We start from the raw sequence: 19,524 nt of genomic DNA, 5'->3' as shown, positions 1-19,524 counted from the left end.
TGGCACCTCTAGGGAACTCGAAATACAAATAACAGAAGATTATGAAATATACAGTAGATGAAAACGGCTTCTATGGCAGGTTCGGAGGAGCCTATGTCCCCGAGATGCTATACCCCAATGTGGAGGAGCTGCGCCAGAATTATCTGAAGATAATGAGCGCGCCGGATTTCCAGGAGGAATTGCAGGGGCTACTTCGCGACTACGTAGGAAGACCAACGCCCTTGTACTTTGCCAAGCGGCTATCCGAGAAATACAATACCCAGGTATACCTGAAGCGGGAAGACCTCAACCATACCGGCGCGCATAAAATAAACAACACGGTGGGGCAGGTGCTGCTAGCCAAACGTCTGGGCAAGACCCGCATTATCGCCGAGACGGGCGCCGGACAGCATGGCGTGGCGACCGCCACGGTTTGCGCGCTCATGAACCTGGAGTGCATCGTGTACATGGGTGAAGTGGACATCAAACGTCAGGCGCCCAATGTGGCTAGGATGAAGATGTTGGGTGCCACGGTGGTGCCGGCCACCAGCGGCAGCCGCACCCTAAAAGACGCCACCAACGAGGCAATTCGCGACTGGATTAACAACCCCGAAGACACCTACTACATCATCGGTTCGGTAGTGGGGCCACACCCATACCCGGACATGGTCGCCCGTTTCCAGTCCGTTATATCAGAGGAGATGAAGGCGCAACTGCTGGAGAAGACTGGCCAAGAGAACCCTGATTATGTGGTGGCCTGCGTAGGCGGCGGCAGCAACGCCGCCGGAGCTTTCTACCACTTCCTGGATACGCCGGAGGTGAAGCTAGTAGCCGTGGAGGCAGCCGGACTGGGAGTGGATTCTGGTGAGTCTGCTGCCACGTCGGTGTTGGGCAAGGAAGGCATTATCCACGGCAGCCGTACGCTGCTCATGCAGACCGATGACGGGCAGGTGACGGAACCCTATTCCATCTCGGCTGGCCTGGACTATCCCGGCGTAGGACCGCTGCACGCGCACCTGCACCAATCCGGCCGCGCCCGTTTCGAGAGCATCACCGACGAAGAGGCGCTGCAAGCGGTACTGGAGCTGACGCGGCTCGAAGGCATTATACCTGCCCTGGAGTCGGCCCATGCCTTGGCGGCTCTTGGTCGCATCGGTGCGAAGCCGGAGGATGTGGTGGTGGTGAACTTATCGGGCCGCGGCGACAAAGATTTAACGACATACCTTGACAGATTCGGGCTCCATGGCAACTAGATTACAGAGGCTCTTTGGGCAGAACCAGCAGGGGCTGCTTTCGGTATACTTCACGGCCGGCTACCCCAAGCTGGACGACACGGTGCCCATCATCCTGGAATTAGAGAAGAGTGGGGTTGATTTGATTGAAGTCGGTATGCCTTTCTCCGACCCGCTAGCCGACGGTCCTACCATTCAGCAGAGCAGCGAAGTGGCCATCCGCAACGGCATGACCATTCCCAAACTCTTTGAGCAACTGCAGGACATCCGGCAGCATACCCAGATTCCGCTGGTGCTGATGGGCTACCTGAACCCCGTGATGCAATACGGAGTGGAGCGCTTCCTGCAGAAAGCCAGTGAAATAGGTATAGATGGCCTTATCCTACCCGACCTACCGCTGGCAGACTATGTGCGGGAGTACAAGCCGCTGTTTGAGCAGTACGGGTTGAGCAACGTTTTCCTGGTGACGCCTCAGACGCCGGAGCAGCGTATTCGCGAAATTGACAGCCATTCCAACAGCTTCATCTACATGGTGTCGTCGGCATCGGTGACGGGAAGCACCGGTTCCAAAGGGGTCTCCAACACAGACTACTTCCAGCGTGTGGCAGGTATGGGTTTGCGAAACCCGGGCATCATCGGTTTCGGCATACACGACCGCGACACCTTCACGCAGGCCTGCACCCATGCCCGAGGGGCCATCATCGGGAGTGCCTTCATCAAGGCCTTGGCGAAAGAAGGAAGCCTGCAGGACAACGTCCGTACATTCATCCAAAGCATCAGAGAAAACGAGAAAGTATGATTATACAGTTGCAGCAAGGTATACCTGCTGATATCAAAGAGAATATCCTGCAAGAGGTTAAGAATGTAGGATTCAAAGCCAACGAGGTGCAGACGCAGGAGGGGAGTTACATTGTGGGCATCGGCAAGAAAGACTTCGACATTCGTACGCTGGGACAGTTGCCGGGCGTGGCAGACATTCACCGTGTGTCAGACGAATACAAGCTGATTTCCCGCAAATGGAAAGTGAACCCCACGCGCATTGACTTAGGTGATGGTGTGCTCATAGGCGAAGGCAGCTTCAGCATCATGGCCGGTCCGTGCTCCATCGAGAACGAGCAGCAGATTGAGCTGGTGGTACAGCATCTCAAAGAGAATAATGTGAGCATCATGCGGGGCGGCGTGTTCAAACCGCGCAGCTCACCCTACGCTTTCCGTGGGCTGGGGCTGGATGGGCTGCGCATGTTCCACCGGATTTGCCGCGAAAACGGCATTAAAATAATCACGGAAGTGATGCAGGTGTCGCAGATTGAGGAGATGGCAGACTATGTGGATGTGTTCCAGGTGGGCGCGCGCAACAGCCAGAACTTTAACCTGCTCGACGCGCTGGGCGAGGCGCAGAAGCCGGTGCTGCTAAAGCGCGGCATCTCCGGGACTATAGAAGAATTGCTGCAGGCGGCGGAGTACATCTTCTCCAACGGCAACGAGAAAATCATGCTTTGCGAGCGCGGCATACGTTCCTATGAAACCGCATACCGCAACGTGCTGGACCTAAACGCTGTGCCGGTGCTCAAGGCCAAAACCCATCTGCCCGTCATCGTGGACCCCTCGCACGGCATCGGCCTTCGCGATTTTGTGGAGCAGATGTCGCTGGCCGCGGTGATGGCCGGTGCGGACGGCGTGATTTACGAAACGCATCAGAAACCGGAAGAGGCCTTCTCAGATGGGCAGCAGACGGTGAATTTCAAAGAGTCGGAGCGGTTGATAAAACGCATGCGCCAGGCGTACGAACTCCGGGAGAGTTTTTAGATTAGCTATCGCACAAGCGTCCTAGCTCGTAGCTGGCCTGTTGTTAAGGTCAAAGGCTAGGCAGAGTTGCAAAGCAGCGCCAGTAAAAAGAGTTTTTAAAATTTTAAAGGAGAAGTCTCGCTTTGAAGGGGCCAGGGGGATGTTAATCATGAACGAATTAACAACCCTTTTGTCCACTCAATGGGACAGACTGTATCAAAGCAAAAACATGTAGAAACAAAAAGTCCGGTGCTTTTAAGCACCGGACTTTTTGTTTTAGAGTTAATAGACTTTAGTTGTTCGCCGGCTTCAGCGTTTCATCCAGCCATTTGAAGAACTCTCGCTGCCAAACAATGGCGTTTTGCGGCTGCAGCACCCAGTGGTTTTCATCCGGCAAGTATAGCAGACGGCTCTTCAAACCTTTCAGCTGCGCCAGCTGGAAGGCCTGCAGGCCCTGCTCTATACCTACCCGGAAGTCCTGCCCGCCCTGCACAATCAGAATCGGCGTGTCCCATTTGTTGGCGTGCTCAATCGGGTTGAACTGCTTGTAGGACTCCAGGGATTTGGTTTCCCAGTAAGGGCCTTTCAGCTCGTTGTTGGCAAAAAACAACTCTTCCGTGGTGCCATACCAGCTGCGCATATCAAACAGGCCGTCGTGGGCGATGAAGGTCTTGAAGCGGTTCTCATGCATACCTGCCAGCATGAACACGGAGTAGCCGCCGTAGCTGGCACCTACTGCACCCAGTCTGTCTTTGTCCACATACGCCTCTTTGGCCAAGTCATCAATGGCGGTCAGGTAATCGCGGATTGCCTGTCCGCCCCAGTCGCCGCTGATTTGGCGGTTCCATTCTTCGCCATGGCCCGGCATGCCGCGTCTGTTCGGTGCAATCACGATGTAGCCATTGGCTGCCATGAGCTGCATGTTCCAACGGTAGGAGTAATACTGCGTCAGAGCAGACTGTGGGCCACCCTGGCAGTAGAGCAGTGTCGGGTATTTCTTATTCGGGTCGAAGTCAGGCGGATACACTACCCACGAAAGCAGGTCCTTGCCATCAGTAGCCTTTGTCGTGCGTGGCTCCACCTTGCTTAGTGATAGCTTGCTGTAAATGGCGTCATTCACGTTCGTCAGCTGCGTCAGTTTCCCTGATTTGAGGCCTACCCGGTATAGCTCCGCGGCGTGGTTCATGTCGGCGCGTGATACAATCAGACTGTTGCCCGACTGACCCACAATGCCATTTACATCAAACTGTCCTTTGGTCACCTGTTTGATGCTTTTATTGGAGAACTTCTCCAGGTTTTTCGGCAGCGAAATCTCGAATAGTTGGATGGTACCTTTGGTAGGGGCCACGAACCAGATTTTGCTGCCGTCTTTGCTCCACTCAAAGGAGTTGATGGTTTCGTCCCAGTCTTTGGTCAGGTTGAATTTCTCTCCTGATTTGATGTCGGATACAATCAGTTCATTCTGGTCGGCTTCGTTTCCGTCTTCGTCCATACTCAGCCAGGCTATTTTGGAAGCGTCTTCTGAGAACGACGGAGCCGTGTCATAGCCCAGGTTGTCCTGCGTCAGGTTGGTTGTTTTGCCCGTGGCCAGGTCGTAGCGGTAAATGTCGGTGTTGGTGCTGACGGCATACGCTTTCCCGAACTTCTTCTTGCTCACATATAGGATGGCTTTGCTGTCGGGGCTCCAAATCATGTCCTCCAATCCGCCGAAAGGCATTTGGGGCGTATCAAAGGGCTCATCTTTCATGATGTCAACAGGCGTGCCGAGCTTGCCATCGTTGTAATGTGCATAGAAGACGTGCTGAAACTTGCCATCCTCCCAAGTGTCCCAATGGCGGTAGTTGAGGTCGTCGTACACGTATGCGTTCGATTTCTTCAGCTCCGGGTAGATATCAGTGCTGTGCATCTTTTTCACTTCTACATCGCGGGAGAACAGCACGTGCTTGCCATCCGGAGAGATGCGTACATTGGTCAGGCCGCCTTCTATATTGGAGAGCTGTTTTGGTTCGCCTTTTCCACCCGCAAGCTGCCACAGCTGGCCCTTGTGCAGATAAATGATATTGCCAGCTTTGTCGATGTGCACCACGCTTTCGCCGCCTTTGGTAGACGTGAGTTGCGTTGGCTGTCCGCCGGTCACCGGTATGCGGTAGAGGTTGCGTTCGCTGCCGTTCTCTTCCATGTTGACGTAACCAACGCCATAGATGACCGATTTACCGTCAGGCGTTACCTTTTCGGCCGAGACGCGGCCCAGCTTCCAGAGGAGTTCTGGGGTCATGCGCTGCTGTGCCTGCGCCATACCTACGGCAAACACTCCAGCAAGTACTAGTATCTTTTTCATACTTCAAATGTAAGGCAATTGGCGGAAATCTAAAATCACAGTCGCAGGTATGGGAGGTAAGAAAAAGTAAGAATAAATAGTAACTGTAAGCAGGCTGTTTTATATTTGCCTCCATGAAAGGCACACTGGCACATCTGCACCATCATCATGCACGAAGCGAACGTTTCGGAGCCGTCTGCCTATGGATTTGCCAATAGTTTAAGCTATACCCTATTCCAAAAGCCTGACTCCGAAATGAGTCAGGCTTTTTTGATTCATGACAGATTCAAACCAAAGCATGAAATCGTGGTTGTGGCTCTGTTGCAGTCATCATTCGTAAAATCTAATTCATAATTCAACAGCATGAACCTAGTTATAGTGGATTACAAAGCGGGCAATGTGCAGTCGGTGCAGTTTGCGCTGGAGCGGCTTGGCGTGCAGGCCACACTGAGCGCCGACTTTGAGACTATACAGTCGGCCGACAAGGTGATTTTCCCAGGGGTGGGAGAGGCCTCATCAGCCATGGCCCAGCTCCGGTCCCGCAACCTGGACAAGCTGCTGCCTACGCTGAAGCAGCCGTTTTTTGGTGTATGCCTGGGCATGCAGCTGCTCTGCCAGCACTCCGATGAAGGAGATACTGATATGCTGGGCATCATTCCGTTGCCGGTCAAGCGCTTCCAGACCGACCTGAAGGTGCCGCACATGGGTTGGAACCAACTGGAGCAGCTGCAGACACCGCTATTTGCAGGTATAGCCGAAGGCGAATATGCCTATTATGTGCATAGTTTCTACGTGCCGCTGTCAGAGTACACCATTGCCCAGACGTCCTACCCGGAGCCCTTCTCGGCTGCCCTTCAGTTTAAAAACTTTTATGCCGCGCAGTTCCACCCGGAGAAAAGCGGACCTGCCGGCTCACAAATCCTCAAAAACTTCTTAGCCTTATGATGGATATCACCCCAGCCATAGACCTTATCGGCGGCCAGTGCGTGCGCCTCACCGAAGGCGACTTCGCCCAGCAGACCACCTACGACAGCAACCCTTTGGAGGTGGCCAAGCGCTTTGAGGCGCACGGCATCAAGCGACTGCACCTGGTGGACCTGGACGGCGCCCGGGCGCGCAAGCCGGTGAACCTGAACGTACTGGAGAGTATAGCCGCCAACACGAACCTAATCATAGATTTTGGGGGAGGCTTGCAGTCGGATGAGGCAGTGCAGCAGGCATTTGACGCAGGTGCAGCGCAAATTACGGCGGGCAGCATCGCCGTTCGAGAACCAGAGACTGTGAAAGACTGGCTGCTGCGCTACGGGGCCGACAAAATCATTATTGGTGCTGACTTTAAGGGTTCGAACATCGCCATCAGCGCCTGGACCGAGGAGAGCAAATACCCACTGCAGGAGTTCATATCCGGGTATGTAAAAACAGGCGCTAAAGTGTTCATCTGCACCGATGTAAGCAAAGACGGCAAATTGCAGGGGCCTTCACACAATACCTACCGCCACCTGCGGCTCACGCTGCCAGAGGCGGACATCATCGCGAGTGGTGGTGTCACCACCGTGCGGGACCTGGAGGAGCTGCAGGAAATCGGGGTGAGGGGCGCCATCATCGGCAAAGCCATATACGAAGGCACCATTTCCTTGAAAGACTTAGAACGATTCCTATGCTAACCAAACGCATTATACCCTGCCTCGACATCAAAGACGGCCGTACTGTGAAGGGCATCCGTTTCGAGAACATCCGCGATGCCGGCGACCCGGTGGAACTGGCCAAGTGGTATGCCGGACAAGGTGCTGATGAACTGGTATTCCTCGACATCACCGCTACCAATGAAGAACGTAAGACCTTCGCGGAACTCGTGCGCGACATTGCCCGACACATCGATATTCCTTTCACAGTGGGTGGAGGTATAAGCTCCGTGGCCGATGTGGAGGTGCTGCTGCAGGCTGGCGCCGATAAAGTGTCTATCAACTCGGCTGCCATCCGCCACCCACAACTGGTGGAGGACCTGGCTAAGCGCTTCGGGAGCCAGTGCGTGACCGTAGCCATTGATACGAAGCACACCGACGCCACCGGCTGGAAGGTATACACCCGGGCTGGTACCGTGGAGACGGAGCATGCTACCGTGGACTGGTCCAAACGGGTAGTGGATTTAGGCGCAGGTGAGATACTGCTGACCAGCATGAACAACGACGGTACCAAGGCTGGATTCGCACTGGATATCACCGGGGAGGTAGCACGCGCTGTGACAGTGCCGGTAGTCGCCTCGGGAGGGGCGGGCAATAAGCAGCACTTTGCTGACGTTTTCTTGCAGGCACAGGCCGATGCCGCGCTGGCAGCCAGTCTGTTCCACTTCCGGGAGCTAGAAATACCGGACCTGAAGCACTTCCTCAAAAATCAGGGGGTAGATGTTCGGATTTAATCAGGGATTGTTAAATTGCCGAATCGTGAAGGCCGCTTGTTTAGGCACACGCTCCTTACTCTTTACCTTCTAACCTCAAAACAAACTGATTTTGAACATTGACTTCGACAAAATGAGCGGCCTGGTGCCGGCGGTGATACAGGATGGGCAAACCGGACAGGTGCTCATGCTGGGTTACATGAACTGGGAGGCGCTGGACAAGACACAGAAAGAGGGATTGGTCACGTTCTTCTCCCGCTCTAAGAACCGTCTCTGGACCAAGGGCGAAACATCCGGCAACACGCTGCACGTGCTCAGCATCATGGAGGACTGCGACAACGATTCCCTGCTCATCAAAGTGAAACCCAATGGTCCCACTTGCCATACCGGTGATACAAGCTGTTTTGGCGAGGATGACACGGCGAAACGGATGGCAGCCATTCAGTTCATAGCCAGGCTGGAAGAGGTGATTCAGGAACGCAAGGCAAAGCCTTCGGAGGCATCGTATACCAATTTCCTCTTCAACAAAGGCGTGAACAAGATAGCGCAGAAGGTGGGAGAGGAGGCCGTGGAGACGGTGATTGATGCCGTGGCGGGAAAAACGGATACCATGAAAGGCGAAGCAGCCGATTTGCTTTACCACCTGCTGGTGCTGCTGGCAGCCACAGGCATGCAACTGAGTGATGTGGTGGCTGTGCTGCAGGAGCGACACAAGAAATAGCTTTTACTTTAGAATTACTACAAAGCCCCCCGCAGGTATAGCTGCGGGGGGCTTTGCTGTTTAGAGACGTACGAGACGCAGGTTCTTGAAGAAACCTGTCACTGTGATGTCGCATTTACGGGCATCGTCCAGGTTGGGGTTGTAGCGGGTAGGGTCATAGGCGTCAGGCATGGTGATCTCGAACTTGCCGCTGGCCAGTTGGTTCTGGGTGTCAAAGGCGGTGATTTCTACTTCTCCTGCCATCGTGTTGCCCCCGCTCATTAGGGCGCTTCCGCCGCCTGTGCCCAGGTAGTGGTAATAGGTGGTTTCCGCCTTTCCGGCTTCCGTCTCCGGCAGTGATTTGACGCTATACTTCCCTACATACCCGCTGGGTATATCAGTGCTCTTTATCTTGAAGACCAGGGCATCTTTGCCGGTGGGAGCCGCAGGGGAGAATGCCAGTTCCAGTTTGCCATTCTCCAAAACCAAATGCGATTCAAAAGCGCCCAAGGTATAGGTGGCTTTCTCGTCTTCGTCTGCGTTCTTAAAGTCGAAGGTTCTGTTCAGGCTTGCTTCCGGTTCAGGCAAGGGAGTCTCTTTCTCCTCTTCGTCGCAGGCGCCAAGTAGAAGCGGCAAAGCCAATAGGCAGGCGTAGTGAAATAGCTTTTTCATAGATTAATTATAAGTACCATTTGAAAAAGCTATACCTATTATCGTGCCAATATTATATATTACTTATATAAATTTTAAAATCGAGTCGGCTATTTCGCCGCCTTTTTCTTCCTGCACGAAATGGCCGGCTTTGTAACGTTGTACCTGTGCCTCCGGAAAAGCCTCTTGCCATTTGTCCAGCAGGTGGAGGGGCAGCAGCGCGTCTTTCTCTCCCCACAGGATGAGCTTGGTTATAGGCCTGATATTTTCCCGCTGTTCCCACAATTGCTCAAACCAATCTCCCGACTCCTTCAGCGCCACAGCGAAGTGCCAGGTCCCGATGCGGTTGCTGGCTTTGTTCAGGGGCCGCAGGTAGTGCCGGTGAACATCTTTGCTGAGGTGGCGACGCTCGTGGTAGCCTCTGGGGAGCAACAGGCGCGGCGAAAAGCCCAGGTTCAGGTATAGCAAGCGGCCAAGAGCGCCGTTCAGGAAGCCGCTGATTTTCATCATCTGTCTCTCCTCTTGCAAGCTCCACAGCCAGGTGTTCAGGATAACAATCCGTTTGACGTTAGAAGGGTGGCGCAGGGCGTAGTTCAAACCAATAGGGCCTCCAAAATCGTGTACTACCAGTGTGATGTCTTTTAACTGCAGGTGTTCTATTAGTTGCTCCAGGTTCTGGGCGTGCGCCTCTGGGGTATAGCTGAACGACGTAGGTTTTTCTGACAGGCCAAAGCCCAGGTGGTCAGGTGCAATACAACGATACCTTCTGCTCAGGGACTTGATTTGCTGGCGCCACACAAACGACCAGGTAGGCGTGCCGTGCACGAAAACAATAGGCTCGCCCTGACCCTCATCCACATAGTGCATCTGCCCGTTCGGCAAGGTCAGGGTGTGGTGCGCGAAGGGGTACAGAATCCGGTCCAGCCACTTGGGGGACTTCATGGTGCCTGCCGTTGTCTCTCTATAAGTTTCCATACCGTGTGCTGAATTATTTTATGATTGGGAGTGCGTTCTTTCTTTCCTTTCATTTCTTGCCTTTGCTGTATTTAAGTATGAGCAGTTGGGCTACCTCGTCTATCGGGTAATCGTCGAACAGCAGGAAGTGGTGCGCCATACCATCGATGGCGGCGAAGAGCAGTTTCGCTTCTATCGCCACATTCCCGAAGCCGTCCTGCTCCAGGTTCTGTCGGATACTGGTCTCAATCGCCTCTGTTTCCGCCTGCATGCTGACAAGCAGCCGCTTCACCACAGGTGACTGCATCCGGATGCCATGCAGCAGCCTCCAGAAGTCCTTTTTCTCCTTGAGCAGCTGCACCGTCTGCTGTATATGACGCGCAATGCGAGAGTCTGTTTGCTGCTCTGTCTGGTTGCTGAGGGTAGCCTGTACGTCCCGGATGCCCTGCCGGAAAATCTCTTCGAGCAGTTGTTCTTTCCCGCTGAAGTAATTGTACAGCAGCCCCAACGACATGCCCGCCTCACTGGCAATTGCGCGAATCGATGTCGCCTCGTAGCCTTTCTGGGCAAACAGCCGGAGCGCCACCTCCACCAAGGTGCCGACACTTTGTTCCCGCTTCTCCTGAAACTTGTTCATCTTATTTAATGAACGATTGTTCAATAATTTTGTTGGCCTCTTCCTGCCTGTTTTTCTATACCTCTACAGTGGCGTCTTTTTTAACGCAGGGCACGGTTGTCCGTAAGAACGCATAAACCAATCGACTCCCGTGAATTTCAAAACGCTTTTCCGTTCTGGGTGGGTATGGCTCCTGCTCCTTCTCTTTCTTTTGCTGCTTTTTGTATCGGCTCTCACCTCCTGGTACTTCATTCCCTGGCTGCAGGACAAGCTCGTGACGACGGTGAAGGAGCAGAGCAAAGGCCTCTACAGTCTGCAGCTGCACGGACTGGATGCATCGCTGCTGGGCGGGAGCATATCGGCTGACAGCCTGCACTTCACTCCGAATTATGACGAATGGGAAGCCAGAGCGGCTGCTGCGCAGAAAGACACGGGACAAGCCGAATTACCGCTCATGCTCATCGACCTGCGAAGCCGTACCTTTAAGCTGAGCGGCGTGAACTTTATCGGTATCCTGCGTGGCAAGCCTTTGGATGTGTCGCGGCTAAGGCTACAGCAACCCATCCTGAAAATAACCCAGATGCGGGAGGACACCACCCAACAGGATAAAGCACTACATGAGACGGTGCAAGGTATAGCGCGGGAGGCCCGCATCGGCCGCATCCAACTAGAGGACGGTGCCCTCAGGTTCAGGCAGGGAAAAGAATCGGAAGTGGATAGATTCACAGTGAAGGGCCTGCACTTGGACGTGAAAAACCTGCAACTGGACAGCACCTCTTTCCAGGCCGAAGACAGGGCTTTCTATGCCAGCAGCATCGCTTTGGAAACAGGTATGGCCAGTTATCTGCTGCCTGATGGCACTTACCGGCTTCGGGCCGGCGCGCTGAAAGCGAACACCTCAGACGGTACGCTCAACATCGGAAAACTGGAGGTGATTCCGCTGCTGAAGCCTGCCGCCATGGCCGGAAAGAAAGGTATGTCTGTCTCCACCATGAAAGTGGATGTGCCGGAAATCAACTGCAGTGGCGTTGACTACAAAGCTTACTCCAGGTATAGCCACCTGGTGGCGGAACTGGTGAACGTAGAAAGCCCCACCTTCAGTGCGTACATGGACCGGAAGAACTTTCCCCAGAAGGGAGACAAGCCCCTCCCGCACGACCTGGTGCAGGATTTGAAGACCCTGTTGGTAGTAAACAAAATCGAGGTGAAGGGGATGCACGTTCGCTACGAGGAGCTGGCTCCGGAGGCGGTGGAGACCGGTGTCATCACATTTGAGAATCTCTATGCCACTATCACGAATCTAACCAATGACAAGAACCGGATGTCAGCCGATAGCCCTGCCGTGGTGGATGTGAAAGCGCGTATCAACGGCGAGGCGCCCATGGCTGTGACCGTCCGGATGAACCTCCTGGACCAGAACGCTTTCCATACCCTGGAAGGAAGCGTGGGACCAGCAGACCCGGCCACGATGAACCCCATTCTGGAGCCCACCACTTTTTTGAGCGTGAAGGAAGGGCAGCTGCATAAGAGCGATTTCAGGTTGGAGGTATACCGCAACCGGGCAACTGGGCATCTTAATGCGCGCTACAGCAATTTCAAGGTGGACATCCTGACCCAGGAGGAAGACAGGAGACAGTCACTGGGCAAGAAGATTCTCTCCAAAGTGGCCAATAAATTCGTGATAGCCTCAGACAACCCGAAGCAAGGGGAGGAGCTGCGCACCGGTCCTATAGAAGTGACGCGCGCGAAAAACCGCTCCGTGTTCAACTACTGGAAGGATTGCCTGGTGAGCGGCTTCAGAAGCGCGGCAGGTATAGAGGGTTTCGGCGAAGACCTGAATGACCCGGATAGGGGATGAACAATGTAATTTAAGCATATCTATACCTTAGCGCTATCCTTTTTCTCGTTGTACAGTGGCTAGCAATAGCAGCCTTTCAAGGCCTATACCCTGTATACAAAGGGGTTTCCAAAAACTCAAAGTTGATGGTTACTGGAGCCTGTTCTCAGTAACAGCCGCGTATCAAGTACAATCACCTGCTTAAAAAAACTGGTCCAAGTTCTAACCTGCAGCCTATTTTTCTAGTTATTATAGAAACCCGGATTCTATAACAACACTTGCAGGAGGGCAATATGATACAAGAACCAGACAACAGCGGCAATTTAATCCTGAAAGACCTGCACGGGCATTTCCATATCATCGGCGATGTGCACGGCTGCTTTGAGGAGTTGCTGGCGCTGCTGCACAAACTGGGATATCAGGTGGTGGATGACCGAGAGACCGACCGATTCAAGGTATACCCGCCCGAAGGCTGCATGGCCATTTTTGTGGGAGACTTGGTGAATCGGGGCCCTAACTCTCCGGAGGTGTTGCGGCTGGTGATGGACATGGTGGAGCAGGAGGTGGCCCTGTGCGTGAGCGGTAACCACGACGACAAGCTTTTCCGCAAACTGATGGGCCGCAACGTGAAGGTGCGGCATGGCTTGGAACTGACCATGGCACAGCTTGCGCATTATGATAAAGCCTTCCATGATCGCGTGCGGAATTTCCTGGGGCACCTGCCACACCACATCATACTCGACGAGGGGCGACTGGTGGTGGCACATGCTGGCCTGGAAGAACAGCTACACGGACGGCACAGCAAATCGGTGCGCGACCTCTGCCTGTACGGCCCTACCACAGGGGAGGTCGATTCCTACGGGTTGCCGGTTCGCCTGGACTGGGCAGCCGATTATTCAGGTATGGCGGTGGTGGTGTATGGCCACACGCCGGTGCAGGAGCCCCGCTGGAAGAACAATACCATCAACATTGACACGGGCTGCGTATTCGGTGGCAAACTCACTTCCCTCACGTACCCTGACCACATCCTCACGCAGGTGGAGGCTTTCGGTACCTATGCTGAATCGGTGCGTCCGTTCCTGCAGCCTTCCCCTCACTAAGCCCGCTTACTCTTTCCCGTCTTTCTCATGGTCCCGGGCCATGTGCTCCTTGTGCAGGTAGTCCTTGAACTCATCCAGGTTCGTCCTGTCCCAGAAAGGTATCTTGTTCCGCACGGCCGTCCGGCCTATCACGTGGGCCGATACTGGGGAAGTGATGAAAGTGAAGCCGATGATGAGCAGCACCTTGATCAGCATATCCGCCTCGTTGAAGTAGATGCCCATACCTGTCAGAATCAGGGTGAGCCCCAGCGTGGCCCCCTTTGTGATGGCCGACATCCGGATGTAGAAATCGGGGAACCGCAACAGCCCAATGGTGGCAATCAGCATGAACGCCACGCCCAGCATAATGAGGACGGAGGAGACAATCTCGCGCAGCAGCAGGTAGTTGATGTTTTCAAACATGGCTTATCGGGTAGATTTCATAAGATAGTAGGCAAACGAAATGGAGCCCAGAAAACCGAACAGAGAAAGGATGATGGCCACATCGATGAAGTCGGCGTTGCCCGTCAGTTCGGTATAGATGGCCACCATTCCGATGACGTTGGCCACGAACAAGTCAAAGGCGGTGATGCGGTCTGGAAGTGTCGGGCCTAAGGCGAATCGTATGGCCGTCAGCACCAGGCAGATGCTCAGCGCCGCCATCGCGACTATGAGGGTGACGGAAAAGATGCTCATCTTGTCAGTTCCAGTAATCGGCGTTCAAATCCTTCCTTGATGCTGCGCTTCAGTTCCTCGACATCGCCGTTCTTCAGGTATAGCGAATGCATGTAGAGGAATTTCCTGTCGCTGCTCAAATCAATGGTGAGCGAACCAGGCGTGAGGGTGATAAAGCCAGTGAGTAGTGTAATCTCCAAATCGGTTTTGACTGTGAGAGGCAGGGCAATCACAATGGGCTGCATGTGGTACCTGGGCGTCAGGATATCATAGGCCACCCGCAGGTTGGCCACTATCAGTTCTTTGAGGAAGTACAACAGGAAATTGAGGGCCTTGGGCAGTTTCCGGAAGTAGGTTCTGTTGTAAGCCAGGGAACTCAGCCACAGCATGAACAGCACCGATGTGGCAACCGCCACGGCAGTCAGAGCGTTGTAGGGCACACCTGAATCTAAGTATTTGAAGAACAGGTAGCTGAGCACAAAAGCGGAAATGGAATGCAGGAGAAAAGTTTTCATATCATCTTTTCAATACGGCGTTGATGTACATTTCGCTGTTGAGGAGCTGTTCAGCAGCCCGTTGCGCGAGCGCTACTGTCGGCTCGGCGTACACCCCGATGAACAGGATGAACACCACCAGGAACACCACCGGCAGGTGCAGCAGCCTGTTCACGCGCAGGTCCGCCTCGGTCATCACCTCCAACAGCGGGTCTGTCTCCGGTTTTCGTTTCCAGAACACCTCGTTCCATATCTTGGTCATTGAGAAAATAGTGAGCAGGCTGACGGCAAGCGATGTCAGGACCAAACCGAAGTAGTCCGCCTCAAAGCCTGCCTTTGCCAGCATGAACTTCCCCCAGAAGCCGGAGAAAGGCGGTATACCTGCCAGCGAGAAGGCGGAAATGAAGAATAGCAGCGACAGGAACGGGTGCTGCAGGTATACGCTACCTAGTTTCTTGAGGGCGTACGTGCCATGCCGGTGCGCCACCACTCCACTGATGAGGAAGAGGTTCGTCTTGACCAGCACGTTGTGCATGATGAAGTAGATGCTCCCGGCCAAAGCCAGCGGTGTAGAGATGGCCAACCCCATGAGCATGTAGCCAATCTGGCTCACGATGTGGAAGGAGAGAATCTTCCGGAAGTCGTTCTGTGAGGCCGCCCCCAACACGCCAATCACCATTGTAAGCCCAGCCAATACCGTGAACAAAGGCAGCATCAGGCCTTTGTCCTGTATGAACACCAGTGTGAACAGGCGTATCATGGCATACATCCCCACCTTGGTAAGCAGGCCGGCAATGAAAGAGGAGATGGCGATGGGAGGCGTATGGTAAGAGGCCGGCAGCCAAAAGAACAGCGGGAAAATAGCCGCCTTGGTACCAAATGCCACCAGGAAGAACATGCCCGCTAAGGTTACCATGCTGGGGTGCGTCATAGGGGCACGCGCCATCAGGCCAAGCTCCGCCAGGTTCAGAGTACCTGTTATGCCATACACCAAACCTATACCTGTGAGCAAGAATCCGGAGGCCAGGAGGTTGATGGTCACGTATTTGATGGCCCCTTCCAGTTGCGGCTTGGTTCCGCCCAAGGCTATCAGCACGAAGCAGCAAATCAGGAGCAGCTCAAACCAGACGAACATGTTGAACAGGTCACCGGTGAGGCAGACGCCGCCTATACCTAGCTGCAGGAGCAACAGAATGGGGTAGTAGCCAAACGTCTGCCGGCCCCTGTCCAGCCCCTTGATGGAAAACAGATGAATCGCCATACCTACGATAGAACCCGTCAGCACCATCAGGCAACTGAAAAGGTCTGCGGCGAGCGTGATGCCAAAGGGGGCCGGCCAGTTACCAATCTGGGTAGTGGCAATGCCGTTGGTGTTCACTTCGAGCAGCAGCAGAAACGTGGAGACCAGCAGCCCCGCTTGCGCGAGCACGGCAATGTACTGCTGCACCTTCACATACCTCCAAAAGAAAAGGCACAGGATGGCAGCGTACAACGGAATGAGCAGCGGAAGCAGGAGGAGCAGGTGGTTCATCGGTTATTTCTCTTGTTCCTCTATCTGGTCCGTAGAATTCATGTCATCCAGGTCGTTGGTGCCGAAGGCCTGATATACCCGTTTGATGAGCACGATGGCGAACGCCTGAATCCCGAACCCGATGACGATGGCCGTGAGCAGCAACGCCTGCGGCACGGGGTCCGCGAAGGGCTCGGTAGCAACGGAGTCTTCCTGCGGGATGATGGCGGAACCACCCCTTGTCAGCCTGCCTATCACAAACACGAACAGGTTATTGGCCAACCCGAAGATGATGAGCCCTAGGATGAGCTTGAAAAAGTGGCGGTGCAGAATCAGGTAGAGGCTGGCGGCAAACAGGATGCCTATCAAAAAGGGGAGTATCAGTTCCATAGGCTATTCTTCTGACATGACGAATGTTATTTTCAGTACTATACCAATCACCAGCAGGTATACCCCAATGTCAAACAGAATAGGTGTGCCCGGCCTGCCAATTATAGGAAGGTAGAAATCCGTCCAGAAGGCCGTCATGAAAGGCTGCTGTGTCAGCAGAGCAGGCAATCCACTGCTAGCCGCGAGCAGCAATCCCGTGGCGATGATGGAAATAGGTTCGATGCGGACCATGTGCGTCCTGATGTCCTGGTGCAAAGCCTGCCTGCGCCTGCGCCATACGTTCACGCGCATCATGCGCATGAGGTAAAGCGAGCGGCTCTGGTTGGGCTGGCGCGGGTAGCCGTACAGGTTCACCTTCAGGAAGGTATCCACGGTGTGGTGCGGGCCGTGCGTCATGGTGTGAAACACGAAAGCGATAGAGCCAATCAACCCCCCGATGAAGCCTCCGCCCGGATGGTTGTGCCCCCTGAATAAGGTATAGACGGAGAAGAGGAGAAAGATGGGGATGAGGATACGGATGGCCGTGGCCAGTATGACTGTTTTCATGGTTTTCCTCCTTTCTGAATGCGCAATTTGAGCAAAGCCAGAATGCCGATGGCGGCAACGGCCAGCACCACAATTTCGCCCATCGTATCCATCGCCCTGAAATCCACCAGGATGACGTTCACGATGTTGTGCCCTTTCCCCAGCACATAGCTGTTCTCGCCAAAGTAGGATTTGAGTTTCGAGTCCATCGGGTACTGTTTCGCCAGCAGCAGCACGTACGTCATCATGGCGCCAAAGGCCAGTGACACGAGTATGTACAGATACCTTTGCCCGGCATGCGTGAGGTAGCGGAAAGGGGGCAGCTTGTGCAGGATGAGCACGAATATCACAACCGTGAGTGTCTCGATGAGCAACTGGGTGGCGGCCACGTCCGGGGCTCCGAACAGGATGAACAACAGCGCGGCCGAATACCCGATAATGCCCATGATGGCAATGGAGGTGAGCCGGGACCTGGTCCTGAATAAAAACACGAGTCCTGATATCATCAGCAAAAGCAGCACCACTTCATACAGGCGTATACCCTGCAGCTGCTGCACGCGGTCGGCTAAATCCAGCGTGGGGCCATTCCTCCAAAGTGTCAGCGACAACAGCCCGGTGAGCGTGAGCACGATGGTGGTAATATAGCTGCGGAGGTAGCCGTTCTGAATAGTGGCCGTCAGTTTGGTGGCACCGGTGATGAGTCCTTTCAGTAAGAGTTGGTAGAGGTTGTCGGGGCCGAACAGGTAGAGTCGGTTGAAGCGGGAGGCGTGCTGCTGCAGCCTGCCGGAAAAACGGTAAGCCAGATATCCCAATGCCATTGTCAGCAGGCTCAGCCCCAGCACCAGGTTGAAACCATGCCAGAGGGCCAGCTCAAACACCTGCTCCTCGCCCAGCATGGCCTCGGTTGCCCTGCGGAGAAGGGGAGTCGCCAGCAGGCCAGGCAGCAGACCGAAGGTGAGTCCTACAAATGAAAGCACCACCGGCGGCAGGTATAGGAGCGCCGAATCCGGATGCTCAATAGGCGTCACTTCGCCTTTGCTCCGCCAGAAAATGTGGTAGCCTATCGCCAGCGCCACGGCCACAAACACCATCCCTGAGAAGAACACGACGGCGAACAGCAGCCACTGAAAGGCACTTGCCCCCAATGCCGCCTCGTATACCAGTTCCTTCCCGATGAAGCCAAAAAAAGGCAGCACGCCGGCCATAGACAGTCCAGCCAGCGAGGCCGCGATGGCCGTGAAGCGCATGACCGGCCCCAGGCGGTTGAGCCGCGCCAAATCGCGGGTGCCGGTGGCATGGTCCACGTTACCGGCCACCAAAAACAGCGTCCCCTTGTAGAGGGCATGGGCGAGCAGGAACACTACCATGGCCTGCAGCGCCGGTCCCGTGCCGATGCCGGTCATGGTCACCAACGTGCCGAGCGCGCTGATGGTGGTATAAGCTAAGATGGCTTTGAGGTCGGTGTGCTGCATGGCCAGCAGCGCGCCCAGCACCGTAGTGATGCCACCCACCAGCAGGAGCGTATACTGCCAGTAGTCCGTGCCGCCCATCACCGGCGTAAGGCGCGCCAGCAGGTATACTCCCGCCTTGACCATGGTGGCTGAGTGCAGGTAGGCGCTGACGGGAGTAGGTGCCGCCATGGCGTTGGGTAGCCAGAAGTGAAACGGGAACTGCGCCGATTTGGTGAAAGCGCCCACCAGCACCAGCACCAGGGCCGGCAGGTAATAGGAGTGCGAAGTCACCATATCGCCGCGTGTGAGCAGTTCACTCACCGAGAACGTCTCACCGGCTATACCTACCAGTATCAGCCCGCCCATCAGCGCGAGCCCACCTAGACCCGTGACCAGAAAAGCCTGCAACGCGGCATCGCGCGAGCTCTCCTTCTCATGCCCGAACCCGATGAGCAGGTAGGAACTGATGCTCGTGAGCTCCCAGAAAACAAAAACGGAGAGCAGGTTGCCCGACAGGACCAGCCCCAGCATGGCCGTCATGAACAAAGTGAGGTATAGGTAAAATCGCCCAAGCAGGGGGTTGCCTTTCAGATAGCCTCCCGCGTATACCATGATGAGTGTTCCGAAACCGGTGATGAGCAGCGCGAAAAGCAGACTAAGGCCATCGAGGTAGAAATTCAGGTTGATGTTGAGGCTCGGCGTCCATGCCTGCACCTGGCTGACAGGGTTTCCGCCCAGCACTGCAGGGGCCAGCGTCAGCAGGTATACGAAGATGGAGAGCGGCAGCAGCGCCATGGGAACATACAGCCATTTCCCCAGCCAGCGGTACAGGAAGGGGGCAGCAAAGGCAAACAAAAGACCTGCTAGTATGGCTAGAATCATCTACTCTGATTAGAAATGTATCGGTATTCTTCTTATCTTAGGGTTGGTGACA

General features: G+C 54.7%; 20 protein-coding genes. 9 read left to right on the top strand and 11 right to left on the bottom strand.

Going from position 1 to position 19,524, the window contains the following annotated elements; translation table 11 throughout:
• Window positions 1–41 precede the first annotated feature (41 nt).
• Genes trpB through aroF form a run of 3 tightly spaced genes read left to right on the top strand, consistent with a single transcriptional unit; the run spans window position 42 to window position 3,017 of the window.
• Window positions 42–1,232 (top strand): tryptophan synthase subunit beta, encoded by a 1,191-nt coding sequence (gene trpB / locus B051_RS0109880; RefSeq protein ID WP_018478041.1) that lies wholly within the window; start codon window positions 42–44, stop codon window positions 1,230–1,232.
• The gene (gene trpA / locus B051_RS0109875; RefSeq protein WP_018478040.1) at window positions 1,222–2,010 is read left to right on the top strand and encodes a tryptophan synthase subunit alpha; all 789 of its coding nucleotides are present in this window, start codon (window positions 1,222–1,224) and stop codon (window positions 2,008–2,010) included. Before trpB ends, trpA begins: the two co-directional genes overlap by 11 nt.
• The gene (gene aroF / locus B051_RS0109870; protein ID WP_018478039.1) at window positions 2,007–3,017 is read left to right on the top strand and encodes a 3-deoxy-7-phosphoheptulonate synthase; all 1,011 of its coding nucleotides are present in this window, start codon (window positions 2,007–2,009) and stop codon (window positions 3,015–3,017) included. Before trpA ends, aroF begins: the two co-directional genes overlap by 4 nt.
• A gap of 271 nt (window positions 3,018–3,288) precedes the next feature.
• Here aroF and B051_RS0109865 read toward each other — a convergent pair whose 3' ends face one another.
• Entirely contained in the window at window positions 3,289–5,334 is a 2,046-nt protein-coding gene (locus B051_RS0109865; protein ID WP_018478038.1) for a S9 family peptidase, read from the bottom strand.
• 342 nt (window positions 5,335–5,676) lie between these two features.
• On the opposite strand from B051_RS0109865, the gene hisH reads away from it, so the two are divergent.
• From hisH to hisIE, 4 genes are all read left to right on the top strand, one after another.
• Window positions 5,677–6,258 (top strand): imidazole glycerol phosphate synthase subunit HisH, encoded by a 582-nt coding sequence (hisH, locus tag B051_RS0109860; RefSeq protein ID WP_018478037.1) that lies wholly within the window; start codon window positions 5,677–5,679, stop codon window positions 6,256–6,258.
• Window positions 6,255–6,977 (top strand): 1-(5-phosphoribosyl)-5-[(5-phosphoribosylamino)methylideneamino]imidazole-4-carboxamide isomerase, encoded by a 723-nt coding sequence (hisA, locus tag B051_RS0109855; RefSeq protein ID WP_018478036.1) that lies wholly within the window; start codon window positions 6,255–6,257, stop codon window positions 6,975–6,977. The genes hisH and hisA overlap by 4 nt, the downstream gene beginning before the upstream one ends.
• Complete coding sequence (hisF, locus tag B051_RS0109850) at window positions 6,971–7,729, top strand: imidazole glycerol phosphate synthase subunit HisF (protein WP_018478035.1); 759 nt, start codon at window positions 6,971–6,973, stop codon at window positions 7,727–7,729. The genes hisA and hisF overlap by 7 nt, the downstream gene beginning before the upstream one ends.
• A gap of 91 nt (window positions 7,730–7,820) precedes the next feature.
• Complete coding sequence (gene hisIE, locus B051_RS0109845; RefSeq protein WP_018478034.1) at window positions 7,821–8,429, top strand: bifunctional phosphoribosyl-AMP cyclohydrolase/phosphoribosyl-ATP diphosphatase HisIE; 609 nt, start codon at window positions 7,821–7,823, stop codon at window positions 8,427–8,429.
• A gap of 60 nt (window positions 8,430–8,489) precedes the next feature.
• On the opposite strand, the gene B051_RS0109840 is transcribed toward hisIE, so the two are convergent.
• The 3 genes from B051_RS0109840 to B051_RS0109830 all read right to left on the bottom strand — a co-directional run bounded on the left by B051_RS0109840 (window position 8,490) and on the right by B051_RS0109830 (window position 10,650).
• Window positions 8,490–9,080, bottom strand: coding sequence for a hypothetical protein (locus B051_RS0109840; protein ID WP_018478033.1), 591 nt, complete (start codon window positions 9,078–9,080; stop codon window positions 8,490–8,492).
• 63 nt (window positions 9,081–9,143) lie between these two features.
• The gene (locus tag B051_RS0109835) at window positions 9,144–10,034 is read right to left on the bottom strand and encodes an alpha/beta fold hydrolase (RefSeq protein ID WP_211214329.1); all 891 of its coding nucleotides are present in this window, start codon (window positions 10,032–10,034) and stop codon (window positions 9,144–9,146) included.
• A 49-nt stretch (window positions 10,035–10,083) separates the two neighbouring features.
• On the bottom strand, window positions 10,084–10,650 hold the full coding sequence (locus B051_RS0109830; RefSeq protein ID WP_018478031.1) for a TetR/AcrR family transcriptional regulator: 567 nt from the start codon (window positions 10,648–10,650) through the stop codon (window positions 10,084–10,086).
• A 130-nt stretch (window positions 10,651–10,780) separates the two neighbouring features.
• On the opposite strand from B051_RS0109830, the gene B051_RS0109825 reads away from it, so the two are divergent.
• Together B051_RS0109825 and B051_RS0109820 are read left to right on the top strand one after the other, a co-directional pair.
• On the top strand, window positions 10,781–12,487 hold the full coding sequence (locus tag B051_RS0109825) for a DUF748 domain-containing protein (protein ID WP_018478030.1): 1,707 nt from the start codon (window positions 10,781–10,783) through the stop codon (window positions 12,485–12,487).
• A gap of 272 nt (window positions 12,488–12,759) precedes the next feature.
• Complete coding sequence (locus B051_RS0109820; RefSeq protein ID WP_018478029.1) at window positions 12,760–13,566, top strand: metallophosphoesterase; 807 nt, start codon at window positions 12,760–12,762, stop codon at window positions 13,564–13,566.
• Between the two features lie 6 nt (window positions 13,567–13,572).
• Here the strand turns inward: B051_RS0109820 and mnhG are convergent, their stop codons facing one another.
• From mnhG to B051_RS0109785, 7 genes are read right to left on the bottom strand one after another with little or no spacing between them, the layout of a single operon-like run.
• Window positions 13,573–13,968 carry a monovalent cation/H(+) antiporter subunit G gene (gene mnhG / locus B051_RS0109815; protein ID WP_018478028.1) on the bottom strand — a complete coding sequence of 132 codons (396 nt, stop codon included), beginning with the start codon at window positions 13,966–13,968 and terminating at the stop codon, window positions 13,573–13,575.
• Between the two features lie 3 nt (window positions 13,969–13,971).
• Entirely contained in the window at window positions 13,972–14,241 is a 270-nt protein-coding gene (locus B051_RS0109810; RefSeq protein ID WP_018478027.1) for a monovalent cation/H+ antiporter complex subunit F, read from the bottom strand.
• On the bottom strand, window positions 14,238–14,735 hold the full coding sequence (locus B051_RS0109805; protein WP_018478026.1) for a Na+/H+ antiporter subunit E: 498 nt from the start codon (window positions 14,733–14,735) through the stop codon (window positions 14,238–14,240). Before B051_RS0109805 ends, B051_RS0109810 begins: the two co-directional genes overlap by 4 nt.
• A 1-nt stretch (window position 14,736) precedes the next feature.
• On the bottom strand, window positions 14,737–16,245 hold the full coding sequence (locus B051_RS0109800) for a proton-conducting transporter transmembrane domain-containing protein (RefSeq protein ID WP_018478025.1): 1,509 nt from the start codon (window positions 16,243–16,245) through the stop codon (window positions 14,737–14,739).
• A 3-nt stretch (window positions 16,246–16,248) separates the two neighbouring features.
• Complete coding sequence (locus B051_RS0109795; RefSeq protein ID WP_018478024.1) at window positions 16,249–16,614, bottom strand: Na+/H+ antiporter subunit C; 366 nt, start codon at window positions 16,612–16,614, stop codon at window positions 16,249–16,251.
• Between the two features lie 3 nt (window positions 16,615–16,617).
• Window positions 16,618–17,160, bottom strand: coding sequence for an MnhB domain-containing protein (locus tag B051_RS0109790; protein WP_018478023.1), 543 nt, complete (start codon window positions 17,158–17,160; stop codon window positions 16,618–16,620).
• On the bottom strand, window positions 17,157–19,472 hold the full coding sequence (locus B051_RS0109785; RefSeq protein ID WP_018478022.1) for a putative monovalent cation/H+ antiporter subunit A: 2,316 nt from the start codon (window positions 19,470–19,472) through the stop codon (window positions 17,157–17,159). The genes B051_RS0109790 and B051_RS0109785 overlap by 4 nt, the downstream gene beginning before the upstream one ends.
• Window positions 19,473–19,524: the final 52 nt, after the last annotated feature.

This window comes from Pontibacter roseus DSM 17521, from assembly GCF_000373265.1.
Lineage (GTDB): Bacteria > Bacteroidota > Bacteroidia > Cytophagales > Hymenobacteraceae > Pontibacter > Pontibacter roseus.
Note: the sequence above shows the minus strand (reverse complement) of the source record. Positions and strands in the feature narration are given on the sequence as shown.

Bases quoted from the DNA above. Each gene is read 5' to 3' on its own strand.
- B051_RS0109810 (WP_018478027.1), bottom strand. From the start codon at position 14,241: ATGAGCATCTTTTCCGTCACCCTCATAGTCGCGATGGCGGCGCTGAGC.
- B051_RS0109790 (WP_018478023.1), bottom strand. From the start codon at position 17,160: ATGAAAACAGTCATACTGGCCACGGCCATCCGTATCCTCATCCCCATC.
- B051_RS0109795 (WP_018478024.1), bottom strand. From the start codon at position 16,614: ATGGAACTGATACTCCCCTTTTTGATAGGCATCCTGTTTGCCGCCAGC.
- B051_RS0109800 (WP_018478025.1), bottom strand. From the start codon at position 16,245: ATGAACCACCTGCTCCTCCTGCTTCCGCTGCTCATTCCGTTGTACGCT.
- hisA (WP_018478036.1), top strand. From the start codon at position 6,255: ATGATGGATATCACCCCAGCCATAGACCTTATCGGCGGCCAGTGCGTG.
- aroF (WP_018478039.1), top strand. From the start codon at position 2,007: ATGATTATACAGTTGCAGCAAGGTATACCTGCTGATATCAAAGAGAAT.
- hisH (WP_018478037.1), top strand. From the start codon at position 5,677: ATGAACCTAGTTATAGTGGATTACAAAGCGGGCAATGTGCAGTCGGTG.
- B051_RS0109840 (WP_018478033.1), bottom strand. From the start codon at position 9,080: ATGAAAAAGCTATTTCACTACGCCTGCCTATTGGCTTTGCCGCTTCTA.
- B051_RS0109865 (WP_018478038.1), bottom strand. From the start codon at position 5,334: ATGAAAAAGATACTAGTACTTGCTGGAGTGTTTGCCGTAGGTATGGCG.
- trpB (WP_018478041.1), top strand. From the start codon at position 42: ATGAAATATACAGTAGATGAAAACGGCTTCTATGGCAGGTTCGGAGGA.
- B051_RS0109830 (WP_018478031.1), bottom strand. From the start codon at position 10,650: ATGAACAAGTTTCAGGAGAAGCGGGAACAAAGTGTCGGCACCTTGGTG.
- trpA (WP_018478040.1), top strand. From the start codon at position 1,222: ATGGCAACTAGATTACAGAGGCTCTTTGGGCAGAACCAGCAGGGGCTG.
- hisF (WP_018478035.1), top strand. From the start codon at position 6,971: ATGCTAACCAAACGCATTATACCCTGCCTCGACATCAAAGACGGCCGT.
- B051_RS0109820 (WP_018478029.1), top strand. From the start codon at position 12,760: ATGATACAAGAACCAGACAACAGCGGCAATTTAATCCTGAAAGACCTG.
- B051_RS0109805 (WP_018478026.1), bottom strand. From the start codon at position 14,735: ATGAAAACTTTTCTCCTGCATTCCATTTCCGCTTTTGTGCTCAGCTAC.
- B051_RS0109835 (WP_211214329.1), bottom strand. From the start codon at position 10,034: ATGGAAACTTATAGAGAGACAACGGCAGGCACCATGAAGTCCCCCAAG.
- mnhG (WP_018478028.1), bottom strand. From the start codon at position 13,968: ATGTTTGAAAACATCAACTACCTGCTGCTGCGCGAGATTGTCTCCTCC.
- B051_RS0109785 (WP_018478022.1), bottom strand. From the start codon at position 19,472: ATGATTCTAGCCATACTAGCAGGTCTTTTGTTTGCCTTTGCTGCCCCC.